Below are 16,692 nucleotides of genomic sequence, written 5' to 3'. Positions count from 1 at the left end.
AGCTTTCTGATCGCCCCCACGGCGTTCAGTCCCGCTTCCAGGACCGTCTCGAGGAGTTCCCGCATGCCCGCACGCCGCACGGTCGTCACGGTCGCCGCCCTCGGCGCGGTGCCGCTCGCGATCACCGCGCTCGCCGCCGCCCCCGCATCCGCGCACGGTTCGATGGGGGATCCGGTGAGCCGGGTCTCGCAGTGCTACGCGGAAGGGCCCGAGAGTCCGAGGTCCGACGCCTGCAAGGCGGCCGTCGCGGCCGGTGGCACGCAGGCGCTCTACGACTGGAACGGCATCCGCATCGGCGACGCCGACGGGCGGCATCAGGCGCTGATCCCGGACGGCAAGCTGTGCAGCGCGAACAACGAGGAGTTCAAGGGGCTCGACCTGGCCCGCGCCGACTGGCCGGCCACCGGCGTCAGCAGCGGCTCGTACACCTTCAAGTACCGCGTCACGGCACCGCACAGGGGCACCTTCAAGGTGTACATCACCAAGGCCGGTTACGACCCGGCCCGGCCGCTGGCCTGGGAGGACCTGGATCTGGAGCACCCGGTCGCGACGGCTGCCGACCCGGTCGCGTCAGGCGGCTTCTACACGTTCACCGGGGCCCTTCCCGAGCGCTCCGGCAGGCAGCTGCTGTACGCGGTCTGGCAGCGCTCGGACAGTCCCGAGGCGTTCTACTCCTGCTCCGACGTCACCTTTGGAGGCGGCAGTGCCGGGGGTGGGAGCGGCTCCTCCCCCGCCCCGACCGCCTCCGCTCCCTCGGAGGAGCAGATCGAGGACGGTGCCGAAAAGTCGACGATCGAGCACGGCGGTCACGGTGACGACGACGCCGCCACGTCCGCGGAGCCGACCGCGACGGCCGCGCACAACCGGCCTGCGGCGGCCGGTGCCACGGCGAACCTCGCCGAGACCGGCGGCGACAGCAGCACCGCGTACTTCGCGATCGGTGGCGCCGCCGCCCTCGCGCTCGGTGCGGCGGCCCTGTTCACGTCGGTGCGCCGGCGTGCGGTGGGCAGGCGCTGAGCCACAGGACTCCGGGGCCTGACCGGCGGCTCAGGCCGGTCGGGCCCCGGCGGTACGTTCGTACGACCCACGCTCAGCTGAACACCGACGCGCAGGTGGTGGCGGTGGCGTGGGCCGGGTCGAGAGAGTTGGCCACCTCGTGGAAGGCGATCCGGTCGGTCAGCCCGATCAGCGCGTGCTCGGACAGGTCGAGCGGGCACAGGTCCTGGATCAGGACGTTCTTCACGGCGGACCCGCTCAGGAACTGGGTCTGGTACGGCGTGACCACCTCGTCGTACCTGGTGGCGATGACCGTGTAGCGCACGCCGGGCACGGTGTCGCCGCCGGCGTTGAGTTTGGCCATGAAGTCGGACCCGGCGATCTGCTGGGCGAGGGCGGGAGTGGCGCTCGTGAGCAGGTCCTCGGCGCCGGGGAAGTACGGCAGCAGGTTGGTCAGCCCGCTGAGGGTGGTGCCGTGGTTGTTGGGTGCGATGCCCACCAGGGCGTTCACCTTGGTGGCTCCGCCGAGGAACTTGAGGTAGTAGCGGGGCATCATGCCGCCCTGCGAGTGGCCGACGAGGTCGGCCTTGGCGGCGCCGGTCGCGGCGAGCACCTTGTCGACATAGGCGGACAGTTGCTCTGCCGACTTGTCGATCGGGCCGAGGGCGTGGAAGAACGGGACGCCCGGCAGTTGGCCGTAGTCGAGGGAGAAGACGCAGTAGCCGCGGTCCTCCAGGTACGGCGCGAGGGCCAGCCAGTTGTCGACGGAGTTCGCGAGGGTGCCGTGGACCAGGACGACGGGGCGGGGGTGGGCGGCGGACGGCTTGCAGTCGTAGTCGTTCCAACCGCTGTGGGAGTCGGCGGCGTGGGCGGCGGTGGCGGGGAAGGTGACGGCGGCGGCGGTCAGCAGGAGCGCGGCGAGCGGTCTGAGCACTCGCTTCCAGGGCAGCATCGTGTGATCTCCTTGCGGCTCAAGGGAGTTGCGATGGCCGTACGCCCTGTGATCCGGATCACGAGGATGCTGTTCACTCGTCAAGTTACGAGCGAGTAGCTCAACAGTGAAGTTACGCGTCAGTAAAAACTTCCAGCGATAACCGGCGACACCCGAAAATCACCGATGAGTCATCACCAGGTGGGCCTGATGGGGCCATAGGGAGCGATGCGCACCAACTGCTCGCGCAACGCCCGCACTTGCCCCTCCCCGAGCAACTCGACCCACACCCGTACGACTTCCGCGGCCGCCTCCTCCGCCGCCCGCGTACAGGCCCAGCCGCGTTCGGTCAGCACGATCAGCCGGGCCCTCGCGTCCTCGGGATGCGGCCGCCGCTCGGCGTACCCCTTGCGCACGATCTCGTCGACGAGCTGACTGGCGGCCTGCTTGGTCACTCCGAGATGGACGGCGAGGTCGGTCACCGTCGCACCGCCCGGGGCCAGCCGGGCGAAGGCGAAGCCGTGCGCGGGCCTCATCCCCTCGTAGCCACGGGCGAGCACACCTGCGTTGATGCGTTGCGTGAGGTCACCGGCGACGGCGAGCAGGGCGGCGGACAGGGCCATGGCCTCGGAGTTCTGCACGCCTCATTGAAACACCCTTGACGGACTGGTCAAGCAGCTTGACTATGGGGCTATATAGTCAAGTGTCTTGACCATCTCCTCACGGGAGGCACCCATGCCCGTCATCCGTTCGTCCGAAGCCGTCGTCCACGAGATGCACGGCGCCCGCTTCGTCTCGTACGCCACTCCCCTCACCGGTGCACGGGAGCTGTGCGCCTGGCGCGGCGAGATCCCCGCCGGCACCAAGGCCCCCGCCCACACCGTCAACCGCGAGGAGATCTTCCATCTGCTCAGCGGTGAGCTGCTGATCACGCTCGACGGCCGCGGCGAACGCGTCACCGCGGGCGACACGGTGATCATCAACCCGGGGGCGACCCTCGCCGTCGAGAACCCGACGACCGAGGTCGCGATCTCCTGGGTCACCACCTCCATCGGCCTGGAAGCGGAGCTGGCCGACGGCACACGCGTCACGCCTCCATGGGCCAACTGACCTCCCACCACATGGAGTTACGCCGCAAGCGCCCCAGGCATCACCGCCCGCGGCCCGAACTTCGCTCGCGCGCGGTCCGCGACCTCCTCGATGCGGCGGAGCTTCTCGTCGACGGGGTCGAAGGTGAGCTGGTAGGAGGCCTGTTCGGCGGGGCCGAGGCCCTCCGCGCGCAGGGCGAGCGCGCGGACGCGGGCGCGCTGGAGGCCGAGCGCCTCGTACATGCCGTACGCCGCCCTGGTCAGCGCCGCCGAGTGCGCGGTCGGTTCCTTGAGGGTGCGGCTGCGGGTCGTCGAGGAGCGGTCGGCGTAGCGCACGGTGAGGGTGAGGGTGCGGCAGACCTTGTCCAGGGCGCGCAGCCGGGTGCCCAGTTCCTCGGCGGCCGAGAGCAGGGCGCGGCGGTGCCGGTCGGGGTCCAGCTCGTCGCGGGTGAAGGGGCGTTCGGCGGCCAGGGAGCGGGAGACGGCGTTCGGGACGACCCGGCCGCGGTCGACGCCGCTCGCCTTCTCGTGCAGCTCACGTCCGGTCTTCGCGCCGACCAGGCGCTGCAGCGTGGACAGGGGCGCGGCGGCGACAAGGCCGAGAGTGTCGAGGCCGTATTCGCACAGGGTGCGGGCGGTCGCGGCGCCGACGCCGGGAAGTACGCCGACGGGCCGCTCGGCGAGGAACTCCGCGACGGCGTCCGGTTCTTCGGGGACCGCGCAGGTCACCCCCGGCTCGGCGTCCCCCAGCGCCATGCGGGCCAGCATCGGCCCCGGCCCGGCGCCGATCAGGCAGTCGACGCCGTACAGCGCGAGGGAGCGGACGCGGATCACCGACGCCAGCTCCACCGCGCTGCGCCCGAAGTACCTCTCGGCGCCCCGCAGATCGGCCAGCGCCCCGTCCGGCGGCAGGGCCTCGACGACCGGGGTGAACTCCTCGAGCAGGCCGAGCAGCCCCGGCAGGGCCGCCTCGTGCGTCGGCGGCAGCTGGAAACGTACGCAGAGGATGGTCATCCCGCACTCCCCGGACTCTGGTGCCACAACTTCCGTACTGTCGCGGGCTCTTCGCCCGCCGGGCGCACATCGGCCCACGGATGCATTTCGTATCCGGTGGGCATTTGGATTCGCCGCCCGTGCGTCGGATCTCCGTCCCCTTGCGGCACGGGCTCCGCAAGGCGTGCCGCGACCGCGTCGAGGCCGTGTTCGGCCCGCAGGTCGACCAGCTCGGCGAGGTTCCAGGCGGCGGCGCCCACCACGCTGAGGCTGCGCGGCCCGCGGCGCTGCACCACCCCGCGCACCAGCAGCAGCCAGGAGTGGAAGACGGTGTGGGCGCAGGCGTCGTGGGAGTCGTCGAAGAAGGCGAGGTCGACCAGGCCCGTGCCGTCGTCCAGGGTGGAGAAGATGACCCGCTTGCCGGACCGGATGGGCGGGGTCTGGGTGGCCGCCTTGGCGCCCGCGACCAGCACGGTCTCCCCGTGCCGCGCCTCGCGCAGCCGTCGCGCCGACACCACGCCCAGCTCGTCGAGGAACGCGCGGTGATCGTCCATCAGGTTGCGCGAGGCGTCCATGGAGAGCACACCCAGCTCGGCGCTGAGCCTCTCGGCGGAGGACAGGTCGGGCAGCCCGGCGGGTGCGGTCTTCCGCCCGCCGGCCAGCGGGAGTTGACCGCCGCCCGCACGCCGGGCACCCCGGTGCAGCTCGGTCAGGTGCAGTTGCAGATCACGCCGGTTGGCGCCGAAGTCGTCCAACGCGCCGACCTGTGCGAGTCGCTGGGCCAGCGGGCGGCTCGGGCGCGCCCGCTCCCAGAAGTCGAGCAGTGAGTCGTACGGCTGTCCGTCCGCGATCCGGTCGGCCTCGGCCTCGCTGATGCCGTGCACGTCGGAGAGGGCGAGCCGCAGACCCCACACCCCGTCAGATTCAGACACCAGTTCGATACGATGGGCGACACCCGACTTGTTCACGTCCAACGGCAGGATCGGCACCCCGCGCCGCCGCGCGTCCGCCAGCAGCAGCCGCTTCGGGTACATCCCGGGGTCGTGGGTGAGCAGCCCGGCGTAGAAGGCGGCCGGGTGATGCGCCTTCAGCCACGCCGACTGGTACGTCGGTACGGCGAAGGCGACCGCGTGCGCCTTGCAGAAGCCGTAACTGCCGAAGGCCTCAATGATCTCCCAGGTCCGCTGAATCGTTTCTGCGTCGTATCCGTTCGCCGCCGCGTGCTGCGCGAACCACACCTTGATCCGCCCCTGCGACTCCGGGTCGGAAAGCCCGCGCCGCACCCGGTCCGCCTCGCCGCGCCCGCAGCGGGTCATGATGGCGACGATGTCGATGATCTGCTCGTGGAAGACGACGACTCCGTACGTCTCCCGCAGCGGCCGCTCCAGATCCGGGTGCGGGTATCCGACGGGCGCCCGCCCGTGCCGCGCCGCGATGAACGGCCGCACCATGTCGGCGGCGACCGGACCGGGCCGGAACAGCGAGATGTCCACGACGAGGTCGTGGAAGGTGGTCGGCTGCAGCCGCCCGATCAGGTCGCGCTGGCCGGGCGACTCGATCTGGAAGCAGCCCAGCGTCTCGGTGGAACGGATGAGCTGGTACGTCGCCGGGTCACCCGGCGGCAGAGCGTCCAGGTCGACCCTGACGCCCGTCACCCGCTCCACCTCGGCGACCGCGTGCGCCATCGCCGACTGCATCCGCACCCCGAGCACGTCGAGCTTGAGCAGCCCGAGGTCCTCGACGTCGTCCTTGTCGAACTGCGACATGGGGAAGCCCTCGCCGCTGGTCGGCATCACCGGCGTACGGGAGAGGAGGGAGGCGTCGGAGAGCAGGACCCCGCAGGGGTGCATGGCGACTCCGCGCGGGAGGGCGTCGAGGGCTTCGGTCAGCTCCCAGAGCCGCCCGTATCTCTCCTTCTCCCCCGCCAGTTCCTTGAGTTCGGGCAGTTCCTCCAGGGCGGCACGGGCGTCGCGGGCGCGGATGTGCGGGAAGGACTTGGCGATGCGGTCGATGTCGGCCGGGTCCATGGACAGGGCGGCGCCGACGTCGCGGATCGCGTGGCGGACGCGGTACGTCTCCGGCATCGAGACCGTCGCGACCCGCTCGGCGCCGAACCGGTCGATGATCGCGCGGTAGACCTCCAGCCGGCGGGCCGACTCCACGTCGATGTCGATGTCGGGCAGGACGATCCGCTCCTTCGACAGGAAGCGCTCCATCAGCAGCCCGTGCTCGATCGGGTCGGCGTTCGCGATGCCGAGGAGGTGGTTGACGAGGGAGCCGGCTCCGGAACCGCGCGCGGCGACCCGGATGCCCATCCCCTTCACGTCGTCGACGACTTGAGCGACCGTCAGGAAGTACGAGGCGAAGCCGTGGTGGGCGATGATGTCCAGTTCCCGGTGCATCCGCTCCCAGTACGCGCGCTTCCCGGCGTACCCGTGCAGCACCATCCCCGCCACCGCCCGCGAGGCCAGCGCCCGCTGGGCGGTGCGGCGGCCCGCGCCCACGAGGTGCGGTTCGGGGAAGTGGACGGTGCCGATGCCGAGGTCGTCCTCGGGGTCGACCAGGCACTCGGCGGCCGTCGCCTGCGTCTGCTCCAGCAGGCGGTGTGCGGTGTCGCGCCGGTAGCCCGCGGCCTCGACGATCCGCTCGGCAGCCCGCAGCATGGCGCCCGCGTCCTTGAGCCAGGCCTCGCCGGAGTCCAGTTCCTTGGTGGGGTCGACGGGGACCAGGCGCCGGGCGGCGTCCAGGACGTCGGCGACCGGGCCCAGGCCGGCGTCGGCGTACCGGACGGCGTTGCTGAGCACCGGCCGGACGCGTTGCTCGGCGGCGAAGCCGAGGGTGCGTGCGGCCAGCCGCAGGGAGCCGGGGCCGGTGCCTTCGCGGCCGTGCCAGACCGTCTCGAGGCGCAGGGCGTCGCCGTAGGCCTCCCGCCAGGGGGCGAGCAGCCTGGCCGCGCGGTCCGGACGCCCCGCGACGAGGGCGCGGCCGACGTCGGAGGCGGGGCCGAGCAGGACGGTCAGGCCGTCGGCGTGGTTGTCGGCGGCGGGCAGCAGGGGCGTGCCCTCCGCGGTGTGGGCCGCAGTGACGATCCGGCACAGGTCGGCCCAGCCGCGGGCGCCGTCCCGTGCGAGGAAGGTGACGCGGGGTGTCGACTCGTCGATGAAGGCACCTCCGCGCACGGGGGTGCGGCGCCTTTCCCGGCGTACGGACTCGTCGCCCCGTCGTACGGACGCGGACTCCGCCACCGCCAGCTCCGCGCCGAACAGCGGGCGGACGCCCGCCTTCGCGCAGGCCTTGGCGAAGCGGACCGTGCCGGCGAGGGTGTCGCGGTCGGTGAGGGCGAGGGCGTCCATGCCCCGCTCGGAGGCGCGCTCGGCCAGGCGCTCCGGGTGCGACGCCCCGTACCGCAGGGAGAACCCGGAGACGGTGTGCAGATGCGTGAAGCCCGGCACACGCACCTCCCGCACTCTCGAGCCCCGACGAGCTCTCGAACATCAGTTCCCTACACTCCCACCCCCACCATACCCCCATCCCCGAACATCTGTGCGACATCCGTTCGAGCGCGCCCCACCTGCGAAAACGGCAGAGGGCCCCGACCTCGGGGACATGACACAGCCCGCCGGTATCGGCCCTCCCGCGGCTCCTTCCTCGCCGACGTGAAGGACGCCGCCGCCCTGCGGGCCACGCTGCTCGTGGTCGGGGTGGTCGCCCGCGCGGGCGGCGCCCTGCCGCTGCCGCTGCTGCCGCCGTTCCGGAAGGCGATCGGCCGGCACTGCCACCGGGCGCGGGGACGTGGACGGCGCGCTCGCCTACTTCGAGGGCAACGACATGACCGTCTCCCTGCCGGTGCCGTCCGCGTGGGCGCTCGCAGGCGTCGTGATCACCCTGCCGGCGACGTCACCGCGGCGGCCCCCGGCACGGACCTGAGGACACCGGGCATGCGGAAGTCCCGCCCCTCGCGCGCGGGGCGGGACTTCACTGCGACGCGGAGCCGTCAGCCGATCTCGGTGCCCGTCGCCGACAGCGCCTCCGTCACCGGTTGGAAGAACGTCTCCCCGCCGGAGGTGCAGTCGCCGCTGCCGCCGGAGGTGAGGCCGATGGCGTTGCCGCCCGAGAAGAGGGAGCCGCCGCTGTCGCCGGGCTCGGCGCAGACGTCGGTCTGGATGAGGCCGTTGACGATGTCGCCGTTGCCGTAGTTCACGGTGGCGTCCAGGCCGGTCACCGTCCCGTCGTGGACCTGGGTCGTGGAGCCGCTGCGGGTGACCTCCATGCCGACGGTGGCCTCGGCCGCGCCCGTGATCTGCTGCGCGGAGCCGTTGTAGAGGTCGACCTCGCTGGGGTGGTCGACCTCGGCGGTGTACTTGACCAGGCCGTAGTCGTTGTCCGGGAAGCTGGAGACCTCGTTGGTGCCGATCTCCTTGCCACTGGAGTCCGACCAGGTGGAGATGGCCTCGGTGCAGTGACCCGCGGTCAGGAAGAAGGGCTCGCCGCCCTTGACCACGTTGAAGCCGAGCGAGCAGCGTCCGCTGCCACCGATGATCGCGTCACCGCCGGCGATGAAGGGCTTGAACTCCCCCTTGGTGCGCTTGAGTTCGGCCACGGTGCCGAGCCCGTCGACGACCTTGGTGAGCTTGGTCCACTCGGTCGCGGAGACGGTGCGGTCGGCGGTGACGACGATCTTGTTCGTCGTCGGGTCGGTCACCCAGGAGGTGCCGGGGATGGTCGCGTCGCCCTTGAGGGTCGTACGGGCGCTCTTCAGCGCGGCGAGGGAGTTCTCGACGATTCTGGCCTTGGCGCCGGCCGCCTCGACGGTCTTCGCCGCGGCCTCGTCGAGCACGTTGACGACGAGGTTCTTCGCCTTCGCGTCGTAATACGTTCCCGCCGCGGCGGTGCCGAGGTCCTTGCCGAGCGTGGAGGCGAGCTTTCCGGCCGCCGCGATCGACAGGGTCTCGGGCGCGGGGGTCTTCGTGGGCTCGCTGGCGTTCGCAGTCTGGAAGGTGACTCCCGCGGCGACGAGTGCGGCGATGCCCGCACCTGCCACGGCTGCCCGCCGCTTGGGTATGCGTCGGTGCTTCAACTCACGTCCTCCTGTGGGGGGTCCGTCCGGGCGGTTGTGGGGACCGCGCGGACCGGAAGGCTGGTTGACGGGCAGCCACTCTTCCGAACCTCATGGGGAGCGCACAAGGTTGACTTCAGGACGCGCGTAGAACGCGATTGCACGCCCCCTCAGACTTGACTGTCCACGGTCACTCCAGGCGAATTCGCAGCGCAAACACTACATGCGAGTAACCTGCACCAGCCTGTGAGGTCTAGGCCTGTCCTGAATTCGCCCCCTCAGGGGCAAGACCCAAGCGCGGCCCCGGGGAGGGAAGTTGCTCCTGCACCGGTTGCTGAGGTGCCGTCGGCACCGGTTGCCGATCCACCTGAGGCACCGTCGGCGCCTGCTGCGCCTTCTCCAGGAACCGCAGCAGCTCCACCGGGAACGGCAGCACGAGCGTCGAGTTCTTCTCGGCGGCGACCGCCACCACCGTCTGCAGCAGCCGCAGTTGCAGCGCGGCCGGCGTGTCCGCCATCTGCTGCGCGGCCTCGGCCAGCTTCTTCGACGCCTGCAGTTCGGCGTCCGCGTTGATGACCCGGGCCCGCCGCTCGCGGTCGGCCTCGGCCTGGCGGGCCATGGACCGCTTCATGGTCTCGGGCAGGGACACGTCCTTGATCTCGACCCGGTCGATGGTGACGCCCCACTCCACCGCCGGGCTGTCGATCATCAGCTCCAGCCCCTGGTTGAGCTTTTCGCGGTTGGAGAGCAGATCGTCCAGTTCGCTCTTGCCGATGATGGACCGGAGCGACGTCTGCGCCATCTGCGAGACCGCGAACCGGTAGTCCTCGACCCGGACGACCGCCTCGGCCGGAGCGGTCACCTTGAAGTAGACGACGGCGTCCACCCGCACCGTGACGTTGTCCCGGGTGATGCCCTCCTGCGCGGGCACCGGCATCGTCACGATCTGCATGTTGACCTTGCGGAGCTTGTCGATACCCGGAACGATCATGGTGAACCCCGGTCCGCGCACCTCCGACCGGAGCTTGCCGAGCCGGAACACCACACCCCGTTCGTACTGCTTGACGACCCGCGCCGCCGCCATCACGTACACCGCTCCGGCGGACACGAGCGTCACTCCCGCCGCCACCAGCTCCTCGACCATCACGGCCCCCAGGATCCGAAGTGGGCGCATCCGAGGCACGTCGGACGTGCATCAAGGCCTGCGTGAAAGGCCTCCCTCGACGGTAACTCCGCGCTCCGCACAAGGGCGAGCCCCCGCACACCGGTTGGGTGCGGGGGCTCGCCTGCTGCCGGCTGTTGGATCAGGTCGTGCGGAGGACCGACGGGAGGGTCACGTCAGTAGACGTGCACCCCGTACGCGCTGAGCGCCTCGGTGACCGGCTGGAAGAAGGTCGTACCGCCGGAGCTGCAGTTGCCGCTGCCGCCGGAGGTCAGACCGTAGGCGATACCGCTGTTCGAGTACAGCGGGCCGCCGGAGTCGCCGGGCTCGGCGCAGACCGTGGTCTGGATCATGCCGTAGACGATGTCGCCGCCGCCGTAGTTGACGGTCGCGTTGAGCGCGGTGACACGACCGCTGTGGATGCCGGTGGTGGAGCCCCGGCGGTAGACCGTGGTGCCCACGGAGGGCGTGGCCGCGCTGGTGATGTCCACGCTGCCCACGGCGCCCGACTTGGTGACCGACGAGTTCGTGTAGCGCACGATGCCGTAGTCGTTGGTCGGGAAGCTGGAGCCGGCGGTCGAGCCGAGCGTGGTCGAGTGGGACGAGTTCGACCACCAGGTGCCCGCGCCGTCGGTGCAGTGACCGGCGGTCAGGAAGTAGTAGTTCCCGCTGTTGTCCTGGACGTTGAAGCCCAGCGAGCAGCGCCAGCTACTCGCATAGATGGCGTCGCCGCCTGAGATCAGCTTGGTGAACCTGCCCGAGGTCCGCTTGATCGTCAGCGCGTCGGCGTTGCCGCCGGCCTGCTCCTTGATCTTCGCGATCTCGGCCTGGGAGACCGTGCTGTCGACGGTGACGACGACACGGTTGGTCTTGCTGTCGACGGCCCAGGCGGTGCCCGGGACGTCGGCCTTGAGCACCGAGCCGCTGGCGCTCTTGAGCTGGGTGGCGCTGAAGGTGCTGGGGGTGTCCGACGCGCTCGCGTTGGGGATCGCGATCGCGGCTGCGGCCACGAGTCCGGTGGAGACGGCGATCAGCCGGGTCCGTCTCGTGATACCGCTGCGGGGGGTAGTGCGCTTGATCCTCACTTTTCGTTCCCTCCCAGGGGAAGTCGGGGGCCCGCGTGGGGTCGGGGCCCGTGAGGCGCAGTCGGAGGCCGCAGTCGGGATCCCGTACACACGGCGTGCCCCTGACAAGCGCTGTGGGGGAGTATTCGGCCAGGCGCCCCGTACACGCAAGGGCGCCTTTCGGCCGTCAATCTTTGAACGACCTCTTCGAGTTGGTCCCCTCGCACGCCGTCAGGCCGGTTGCGCTCCCCGCCGCGACCGCAGTGCCCAGCGTGTTCCCGGCGGCGGAAGGGGTGGACGCAGTGGTCGGCGAAGGCGCACGGCAGGTTCAGCAATCGCAGCCGCAGTCACACCCGTCACAGCAGTTCCCGCAGCAGTCACAGCAGTTGCAGCAGTCGCCGCACCCGCTGCAGTCGCACTGGCTGCAGAACCCTTCCCTGCGTTCCCGGCTCCACGGGTCCTCGTACTCGCCGCAGCACATCTGGCACGTGCAGGCGAGCCCCGCCCACACCAGGCACCCCGCGAGCAGACCGCGCCGGTCACGCCGCGGTGGCTCCGGCGGCGACTGCGGGCCACCGGGGCCGGACGGGGCGTAGGGGTTGCCCGGCGGCGGCCCGTACGCCTCGGGGCGATGCGAGCACGAGGCCGTGCCGAACGCCCGGTCCACCGAGCGCCGCAACTCGTGCGCGAGCAGCAGATGCGCGAGCTTGGCGTCCTCGAACTCCACCTCGCGCAACGCCAGCCGGATCCCGTGCAGCGCGTCGTCCGCGAGCCGGCGGGCCTCGGTGAGCGAGGTCCCGGTCGCGGTGAGCGGGTTCCAGGCGCCCGACGCGGCGTCGGCCTCCCTGTCCTCCACGGCGTCCAGAAGGTGCGCCAGCCGTCCGAAGAGACGTCCGGCCTCGGCGAGCGGCTCGGCGTTGCCCGGCCGCCCGGCGAGGACGGCGGTGTGCGCGAAGGCCGCGGCGGTCGCGGTCTCGGTCGGTTCGGTGACGGCGAGGATCGGCGTGCCCGGCCCGGCGAGCGTCTCGATGCCGATCTGCCGGTCCACGGCGTCGACGAGTACGGCGGTGTCGAACCCGACGGCGGAGCCGGTACGGGCTCCCCCCGCGCCCCAACTCGCCGCCACCCGGCGTGCGGCGAGCGCCACCGGCTTGCGGGCCAGCAGTCCGTCCCCGTCGGCGACATGGTCGCGCACCTTGGCCGAGGCGAGCACCAGCGAGACGGACGCCGCGAGCCGCGCGCCCTCGCCCTGTGCGACGGAGGCCGTACGCATTCCGCGCAACGGGCACGGTCCCGCCGTACGCCGCCATCCGTCGCCCGGCTCGACGGCCTGAGCCTCCGTCAGAACCGATATGAGCAGCCCGTCATAGTTCGTCACGATACGAGCGAACTGTCCGTGGTCCTTGCGCAACGCGAGGCACAGCCCGCACAGATGCGCCATCCACTGACCGGCGAGACGTTCTCCGAGCCGATGGCGACAGGGCCTGACGATTCCGAACACGACGCTCCCCCGTGGTTCGTGAGTTGGTTCGTAACTGGTTCGTATCTGCTGCGTTCGACGCTGAGCTGCCGCATCGTATCGACAGCCGCGTTCACCCGGACGCTCCGCATTCACCCATACGCCGCGAAGAATCATATTTCACTCACAGTCAGCAGCCGTCCGTGGCAAGACCCTTGGTGGACGGGGGCTCTCGACGGATCCGCTGTGCACCAGTACCGTCACAAACCCCCCGCGCGGCGTCTATCCACTTGGCGCGCCATCCGCATCATGGATGACCATAGGGATGCGGAAAGCAAGAAAGACCGCTGTGAGAGGAGGCGTCCATGGGATCGGTGCGCAAGGCGAGTGCCTGGCTTGGCCTCGTCGACGACAACGATGACGAGCGTTACTACGACGACGACTACTCCGAGGGGACCGACTCCGGGGACGCCTGGGTCACCGACCCCCGGGTGAAGGTCGCAACGGACACGGCCGAGGAGAAGGGCCGCCGGATCGGCACGGTCACGCCGGACAGCTTCCGGGACGCCCGCGCGATCGGCGAGCTGTTCCGCGAGGGCGTGCCGGTCATCATGAACCTCACGGCCATGGAGGCGGCCGACGCCAAGCGTGTCGTCGACTTCGCGGCGGGGCTCATCTTCGGCCTGCGCGGCTCGATCGACCGCGTGTCCAACCGCGTGTTCCTGCTGACCCCCGCCGACACGGAGATCGTCAGCGGAGAGCCGGCCCCGCACCGGACGGACGGCTTCTTCAACCAGAGCTGAGGCAGGGCCGCTCGCCGGCCCTGCCCGCCTCCGGGCGGTCAGCGGAAGGCGTCGAGCCCGGTGAGCGCCTTGCCCAGCACGAGCTGGTGCATCTCGACGGTGCCCTCGTACGTCAGCACCGACTCGAGGTTCGTCGCGTGCCGCATCACGGGGTATTCGAGGGAAATCCCGTTGGCCCCGAGGATGGTCCGTGCCGTACGGCAGATCTCGATGGCCTCTCGTACGTTGTTGAGCTTGCCGAAGCTGACCTGCTCGGGACGCAGGCGGCCGGCGTCCATGCGCCGCCCCAGGTGATGGGCGAGCAGAATCCCCTTGTGCAGTTCGACCGCCATGTCGGCGAGCTTGGCCTGGGTGAGCTGGAATCCTCCGATGGGCCGTCCGAACTGCTCTCGTGACTTGGCGTATTCGAGCGCGGCCTCGAAACAGCTGCGCGCCGCTCCCATGGCTCCCCAGACGATGCCGTAGCGGGCGTGCGAGAGACAGCTGAGCGGGCCCTTGAGGCCGGTCACCTCCGGCAGTACGGCGTCGGCCGGCAGCCGGACCTCGTCGAGGACGAGTTCACTGGTGACGGAGGCGCGCAAGGACCACTTGTGCTTGATCTCGGGCGCCGAGAACCCGGGGGTGTCGGCGGGCACGACGAATCCTCGGATCCCGTCCTCGGTCTGCGCCCATACGACGGCCACGCCGGCGACCGATCCGTTGGTGATCCACATCTTCCGCCCGTTGAGCACCCAGTCGCCGCCGTCCCGCTTGGCGTGCGTCCGCATGGAGGCGGGGTCGGAGCCGTGGTCGGGCTCGGTGAGGCCGAAGCAGCCGATGACGTCGCCTGCGGCCATGCCGGGCAGCCAGGACCGCTTCTGCTCGTCGCTGCCGAACCGGTGGATGGCGTACATGGCGAGGGAGCCCTGTACGGAGACGAGGGAGCGGATGCCGGAGTCGGCGGCCTCGAGCTCCAGGCAGGCGAGGCCGTACTGCACGGCGCTCGCACCGGCGCAGCCGTAGCCGCTGAGCGGCATGCCGAGCGCACCGAGCCGCCCGAGCTCGCGCGCGAGTTCGCGAATGCCGGGGAGTTCACCGTTCTCGTACCACTCGGCGACGTACGGCAGGATCCGGTCCGCGGCCCAGCGGCGCACGGTGTCGCGGATCGCCAGGTCCTCGGGACTGAGCAGGTCGTCGATGCCCAGGGGGTCGGCGGGGTCGAACATGGGCCGACGTTACGACGCGGGTCGGGTCACGTCCAGTGGGTCTCCCACCGACGCACCACCCGTTTGCGGTCGGTCGGCAGGTGAAGGTCGGTGGGGGGTGACTCACCGCCGGCGGCTCACCGTCGCGACGGAGACGCGAACCCGCGGCCGCCGACGGCGAACGCGCCCCACGGGCGACGCTCAGTCCTCCACGAACCGTGAACGGGTGGTGCGTGGGTGGAAGACATCACGCCGAGACGCGGGACTCCGCGACCTCCCGGGGCGCGGGCAGCTCCACCGCAGGGACCTCGCAGTGCATGACCCGCGGCAACCGCAACGCCATCACCGCCCCCAGCAACAACAACCCCGCGCTCACCAGCAACGTCACATGCAGCCCGTGCACGAAACAGTCCCGAGCCGCCCTCCGCAGCGCAACCCCCGCAGAGCCCCCCAACCGCCCGGCGACCGCGTACGCCTCCCCCAGCGAATGCCCCGCCGCCGAGGACGCCGCCGCCGGAACCCCCGGCACGGACGTCAGCCCCGGCGCGTACGCCGCGTTCATCACGCTTCCCAGCAGCGCGATCCCGATCCCGGCCCCCAACTGGTACGACGTCTCCCCGATCGCCGCGGCCCCGCCCGCCTGCTCCGGCGGCGCCTCGCTCAGCATCGACTCGTACGCCCCGAACAGCGTCGTCTCCAGACCGAACCCCAGCAGCAGGAACCCGAACAGCAGCAGCCCGGCGTTGTCCTGCCCGCCCATCGCCGTCAGCAGCACCACCGCGGCCGCGGTCAGACAGAAGCCGAAACACACCATCCGCCGCGGCCCGAAGCGCCGCAGCATGCGCGCGCCCGCCAGCCCCGCCGCCATCGCCGCGAACGTCAGCGGCAGCAGCCGCAGCCCCGTCTCCAGAGGCGAAAGGCCCAGCACCAGCTGCAGATACTGCGCCGCGATCAGCTCAAGGCCGACCAGCGCCAGCATCGCCAGCACGATGCACCCCACCGACGTACTGAACGTCGGCCGCGCGAACATCCGCAGGTCCACCAGCGGATGCGCACGCCGCCGCTGCCGTCGTACGAACAACACCAGCAACACCACGCCCACCACCAGCGGGGCGACGGTGGAGAGGCCCAGCTCTCCCCCGCCCAGCCGCTTCACGCCGAGCACCACGCCGAACAGCCCGCCCGCCGCCAGCAGCGCGCCGACGACGTCCCAGGGCCCCTCCCCGTCCCCGGTCGACTCGGGCAGCAGCAGCCGCCCGACGGGCAGGCTGACCAGCATCAGCGGGATGTTGACGAGGAAGACGGACCCCCACCAGAAGTGCTCGAGCAGGAAGCCGCCGAGCAGCGGACCCACGGCCGCGCCCACCGCGGCCACGGCGCTCCAGATGCCGATCGCGAGGGCGCGCTCGCGCCGGTCGGGAAAGACCTGGCGGAGGATCGACAGGGTGGCCGGCATGATCATCGCGCCGCCCACGCCCAGTAGCGCCCGCGCCACGATCAGTACCTGGGCGCTCTCGGCGAGGGCCGCGAGGCCGGAAGCGATGCCGAAAAGGCCGTATCCCAGCAGCAGGACCCGTCTGCGGCCCACCTTGTCGCCCAGCGTGCCGAAGAGGATCAGCAGCGAGGCGCAGACGAGTGGATAGGTGTCGACGATCCAGAGCAGCTCTATCCCGCCGGGCTTGAGGTCCTCGGTGACGGCGGGCACCGCCACGTGCAGCACGGTCGCGTCCACGGCGACCAGCAGCAGGCTGAGGCACAGCACCACGAGGACGACCCAGCGGTTTGCACCGGCCCCGGCCGCCCGACGGCGCAGCCGAACGGCAGCCGTGGTCGTCCCGGACATGTACGTACCTCCCAGGTGGCTCCGCGCGTTCGGCGGGTTCACGGGGTGGGGACTCCCCGTGACTCGGCCGGAGAGGAGCGGTGTCTCCGACCCGCGCACACGAACGGCGAGTG

Annotated in this window: 13 protein-coding genes and 1 pseudogene; 4 read left to right on the top strand and 10 right to left on the bottom strand. The window is 71.0% G+C overall.

The features are described 5' to 3' along the window. The first annotated feature begins 63 nt into the window (after positions 1-63). Positions 64-1,017, top strand: coding sequence for a lytic polysaccharide monooxygenase (locus ABZO29_RS35225; protein WP_367324238.1), 954 nt, complete (start codon positions 64-66; stop codon positions 1,015-1,017). Positions 1,018-1,090: 73 nt separating this feature from the next. Here ABZO29_RS35225 and ABZO29_RS35220 read toward each other — a convergent pair whose 3' ends face one another. Both ABZO29_RS35220 and ABZO29_RS35215 read right to left on the bottom strand, forming a co-directional pair. Further along, the gene (locus tag ABZO29_RS35220) at positions 1,091-1,948 is read right to left on the bottom strand and encodes an esterase/lipase family protein (protein ID WP_367324237.1); all 858 of its coding nucleotides are present in this window, start codon (positions 1,946-1,948) and stop codon (positions 1,091-1,093) included. A gap of 173 nt (positions 1,949-2,121) precedes the next feature. Beyond that, on the bottom strand, positions 2,122-2,568 hold the full coding sequence (locus ABZO29_RS35215) for a MarR family winged helix-turn-helix transcriptional regulator (RefSeq protein ID WP_367324236.1): 447 nt from the start codon (positions 2,566-2,568) through the stop codon (positions 2,122-2,124). Between the two features lie 94 nt (positions 2,569-2,662). On the opposite strand from ABZO29_RS35215, the gene ABZO29_RS35210 reads away from it, so the two are divergent. After that, complete coding sequence (locus ABZO29_RS35210) at positions 2,663-3,037, top strand: cupin domain-containing protein (RefSeq protein ID WP_367324235.1); 375 nt, start codon at positions 2,663-2,665, stop codon at positions 3,035-3,037. Positions 3,038-3,054: 17 nt separating this feature from the next. On the opposite strand, the gene ABZO29_RS35205 is transcribed toward ABZO29_RS35210, so the two are convergent. Beyond that, entirely contained in the window at positions 3,055-4,029 is a 975-nt protein-coding gene (locus ABZO29_RS35205) for a hypothetical protein (protein WP_367324234.1), read from the bottom strand. Further along, complete coding sequence (locus ABZO29_RS35200; RefSeq protein ID WP_367324233.1) at positions 4,026-7,460, bottom strand: DNA polymerase III subunit alpha; 3,435 nt, start codon at positions 7,458-7,460, stop codon at positions 4,026-4,028. Before ABZO29_RS35200 ends, ABZO29_RS35205 begins: the two co-directional genes overlap by 4 nt. 261 nt (positions 7,461-7,721) lie before the next feature. Here ABZO29_RS35200 and ABZO29_RS35195 point away from each other — a divergent pair. Continuing rightward, positions 7,722-7,935, top strand: a pseudogene (locus ABZO29_RS35195) (DUF3533 domain-containing protein); the annotation flags it as partial. A 67-nt stretch (positions 7,936-8,002) separates the two neighbouring features. On the opposite strand, the gene ABZO29_RS35190 reads toward ABZO29_RS35195, so the two are convergent. The 4 genes from ABZO29_RS35190 to ABZO29_RS35175 all read right to left on the bottom strand — a co-directional run bounded on the left by ABZO29_RS35190 (position 8,003) and on the right by ABZO29_RS35175 (position 12,791). After that, complete coding sequence (locus tag ABZO29_RS35190) at positions 8,003-9,085, bottom strand: S1 family peptidase (protein ID WP_367324232.1); 1,083 nt, start codon at positions 9,083-9,085, stop codon at positions 8,003-8,005. A 232-nt stretch (positions 9,086-9,317) separates the two neighbouring features. Beyond that, entirely contained in the window at positions 9,318-10,208 is an 891-nt protein-coding gene (locus tag ABZO29_RS35185) for a slipin family protein (protein ID WP_367326329.1), read from the bottom strand. 194 nt (positions 10,209-10,402) lie between these two features. After that, the gene (locus tag ABZO29_RS35180) at positions 10,403-11,311 is read right to left on the bottom strand and encodes a S1 family peptidase (protein ID WP_367324231.1); all 909 of its coding nucleotides are present in this window, start codon (positions 11,309-11,311) and stop codon (positions 10,403-10,405) included. 307 nt (positions 11,312-11,618) lie between these two features. Next, on the bottom strand, positions 11,619-12,791 hold the full coding sequence (locus ABZO29_RS35175) for a DUF5685 family protein (RefSeq protein WP_367324230.1): 1,173 nt from the start codon (positions 12,789-12,791) through the stop codon (positions 11,619-11,621). 323 nt (positions 12,792-13,114) lie between these two features. On the opposite strand from ABZO29_RS35175, the gene ABZO29_RS35170 reads away from it, so the two are divergent. Further along, the gene (locus ABZO29_RS35170) at positions 13,115-13,552 is read left to right on the top strand and encodes a cell division protein SepF (protein ID WP_367324229.1); all 438 of its coding nucleotides are present in this window, start codon (positions 13,115-13,117) and stop codon (positions 13,550-13,552) included. 38 nt (positions 13,553-13,590) lie between these two features. Here ABZO29_RS35170 and ABZO29_RS35165 read toward each other — a convergent pair whose 3' ends face one another. Both ABZO29_RS35165 and ABZO29_RS35160 read right to left on the bottom strand, forming a co-directional pair. Beyond that, entirely contained in the window at positions 13,591-14,757 is a 1,167-nt protein-coding gene (locus ABZO29_RS35165) for an acyl-CoA dehydrogenase family protein (RefSeq protein ID WP_367324228.1), read from the bottom strand. A 226-nt stretch (positions 14,758-14,983) separates the two neighbouring features. Further along, complete coding sequence (locus tag ABZO29_RS35160; RefSeq protein WP_367324227.1) at positions 14,984-16,579, bottom strand: MFS transporter; 1,596 nt, start codon at positions 16,577-16,579, stop codon at positions 14,984-14,986. Between the last annotated feature and the right edge of the window lie 113 nt (positions 16,580-16,692).

The organism is Streptomyces sp. HUAS ZL42, assembly GCF_040782645.1.
Classification (GTDB): Bacteria; Actinomycetota; Actinomycetes; order Streptomycetales; family Streptomycetaceae; genus Streptomyces.
The sequence above is the reverse complement of the archived record's forward strand: the minus strand, read 5'-3'. Positions and strand labels throughout refer to the sequence as shown.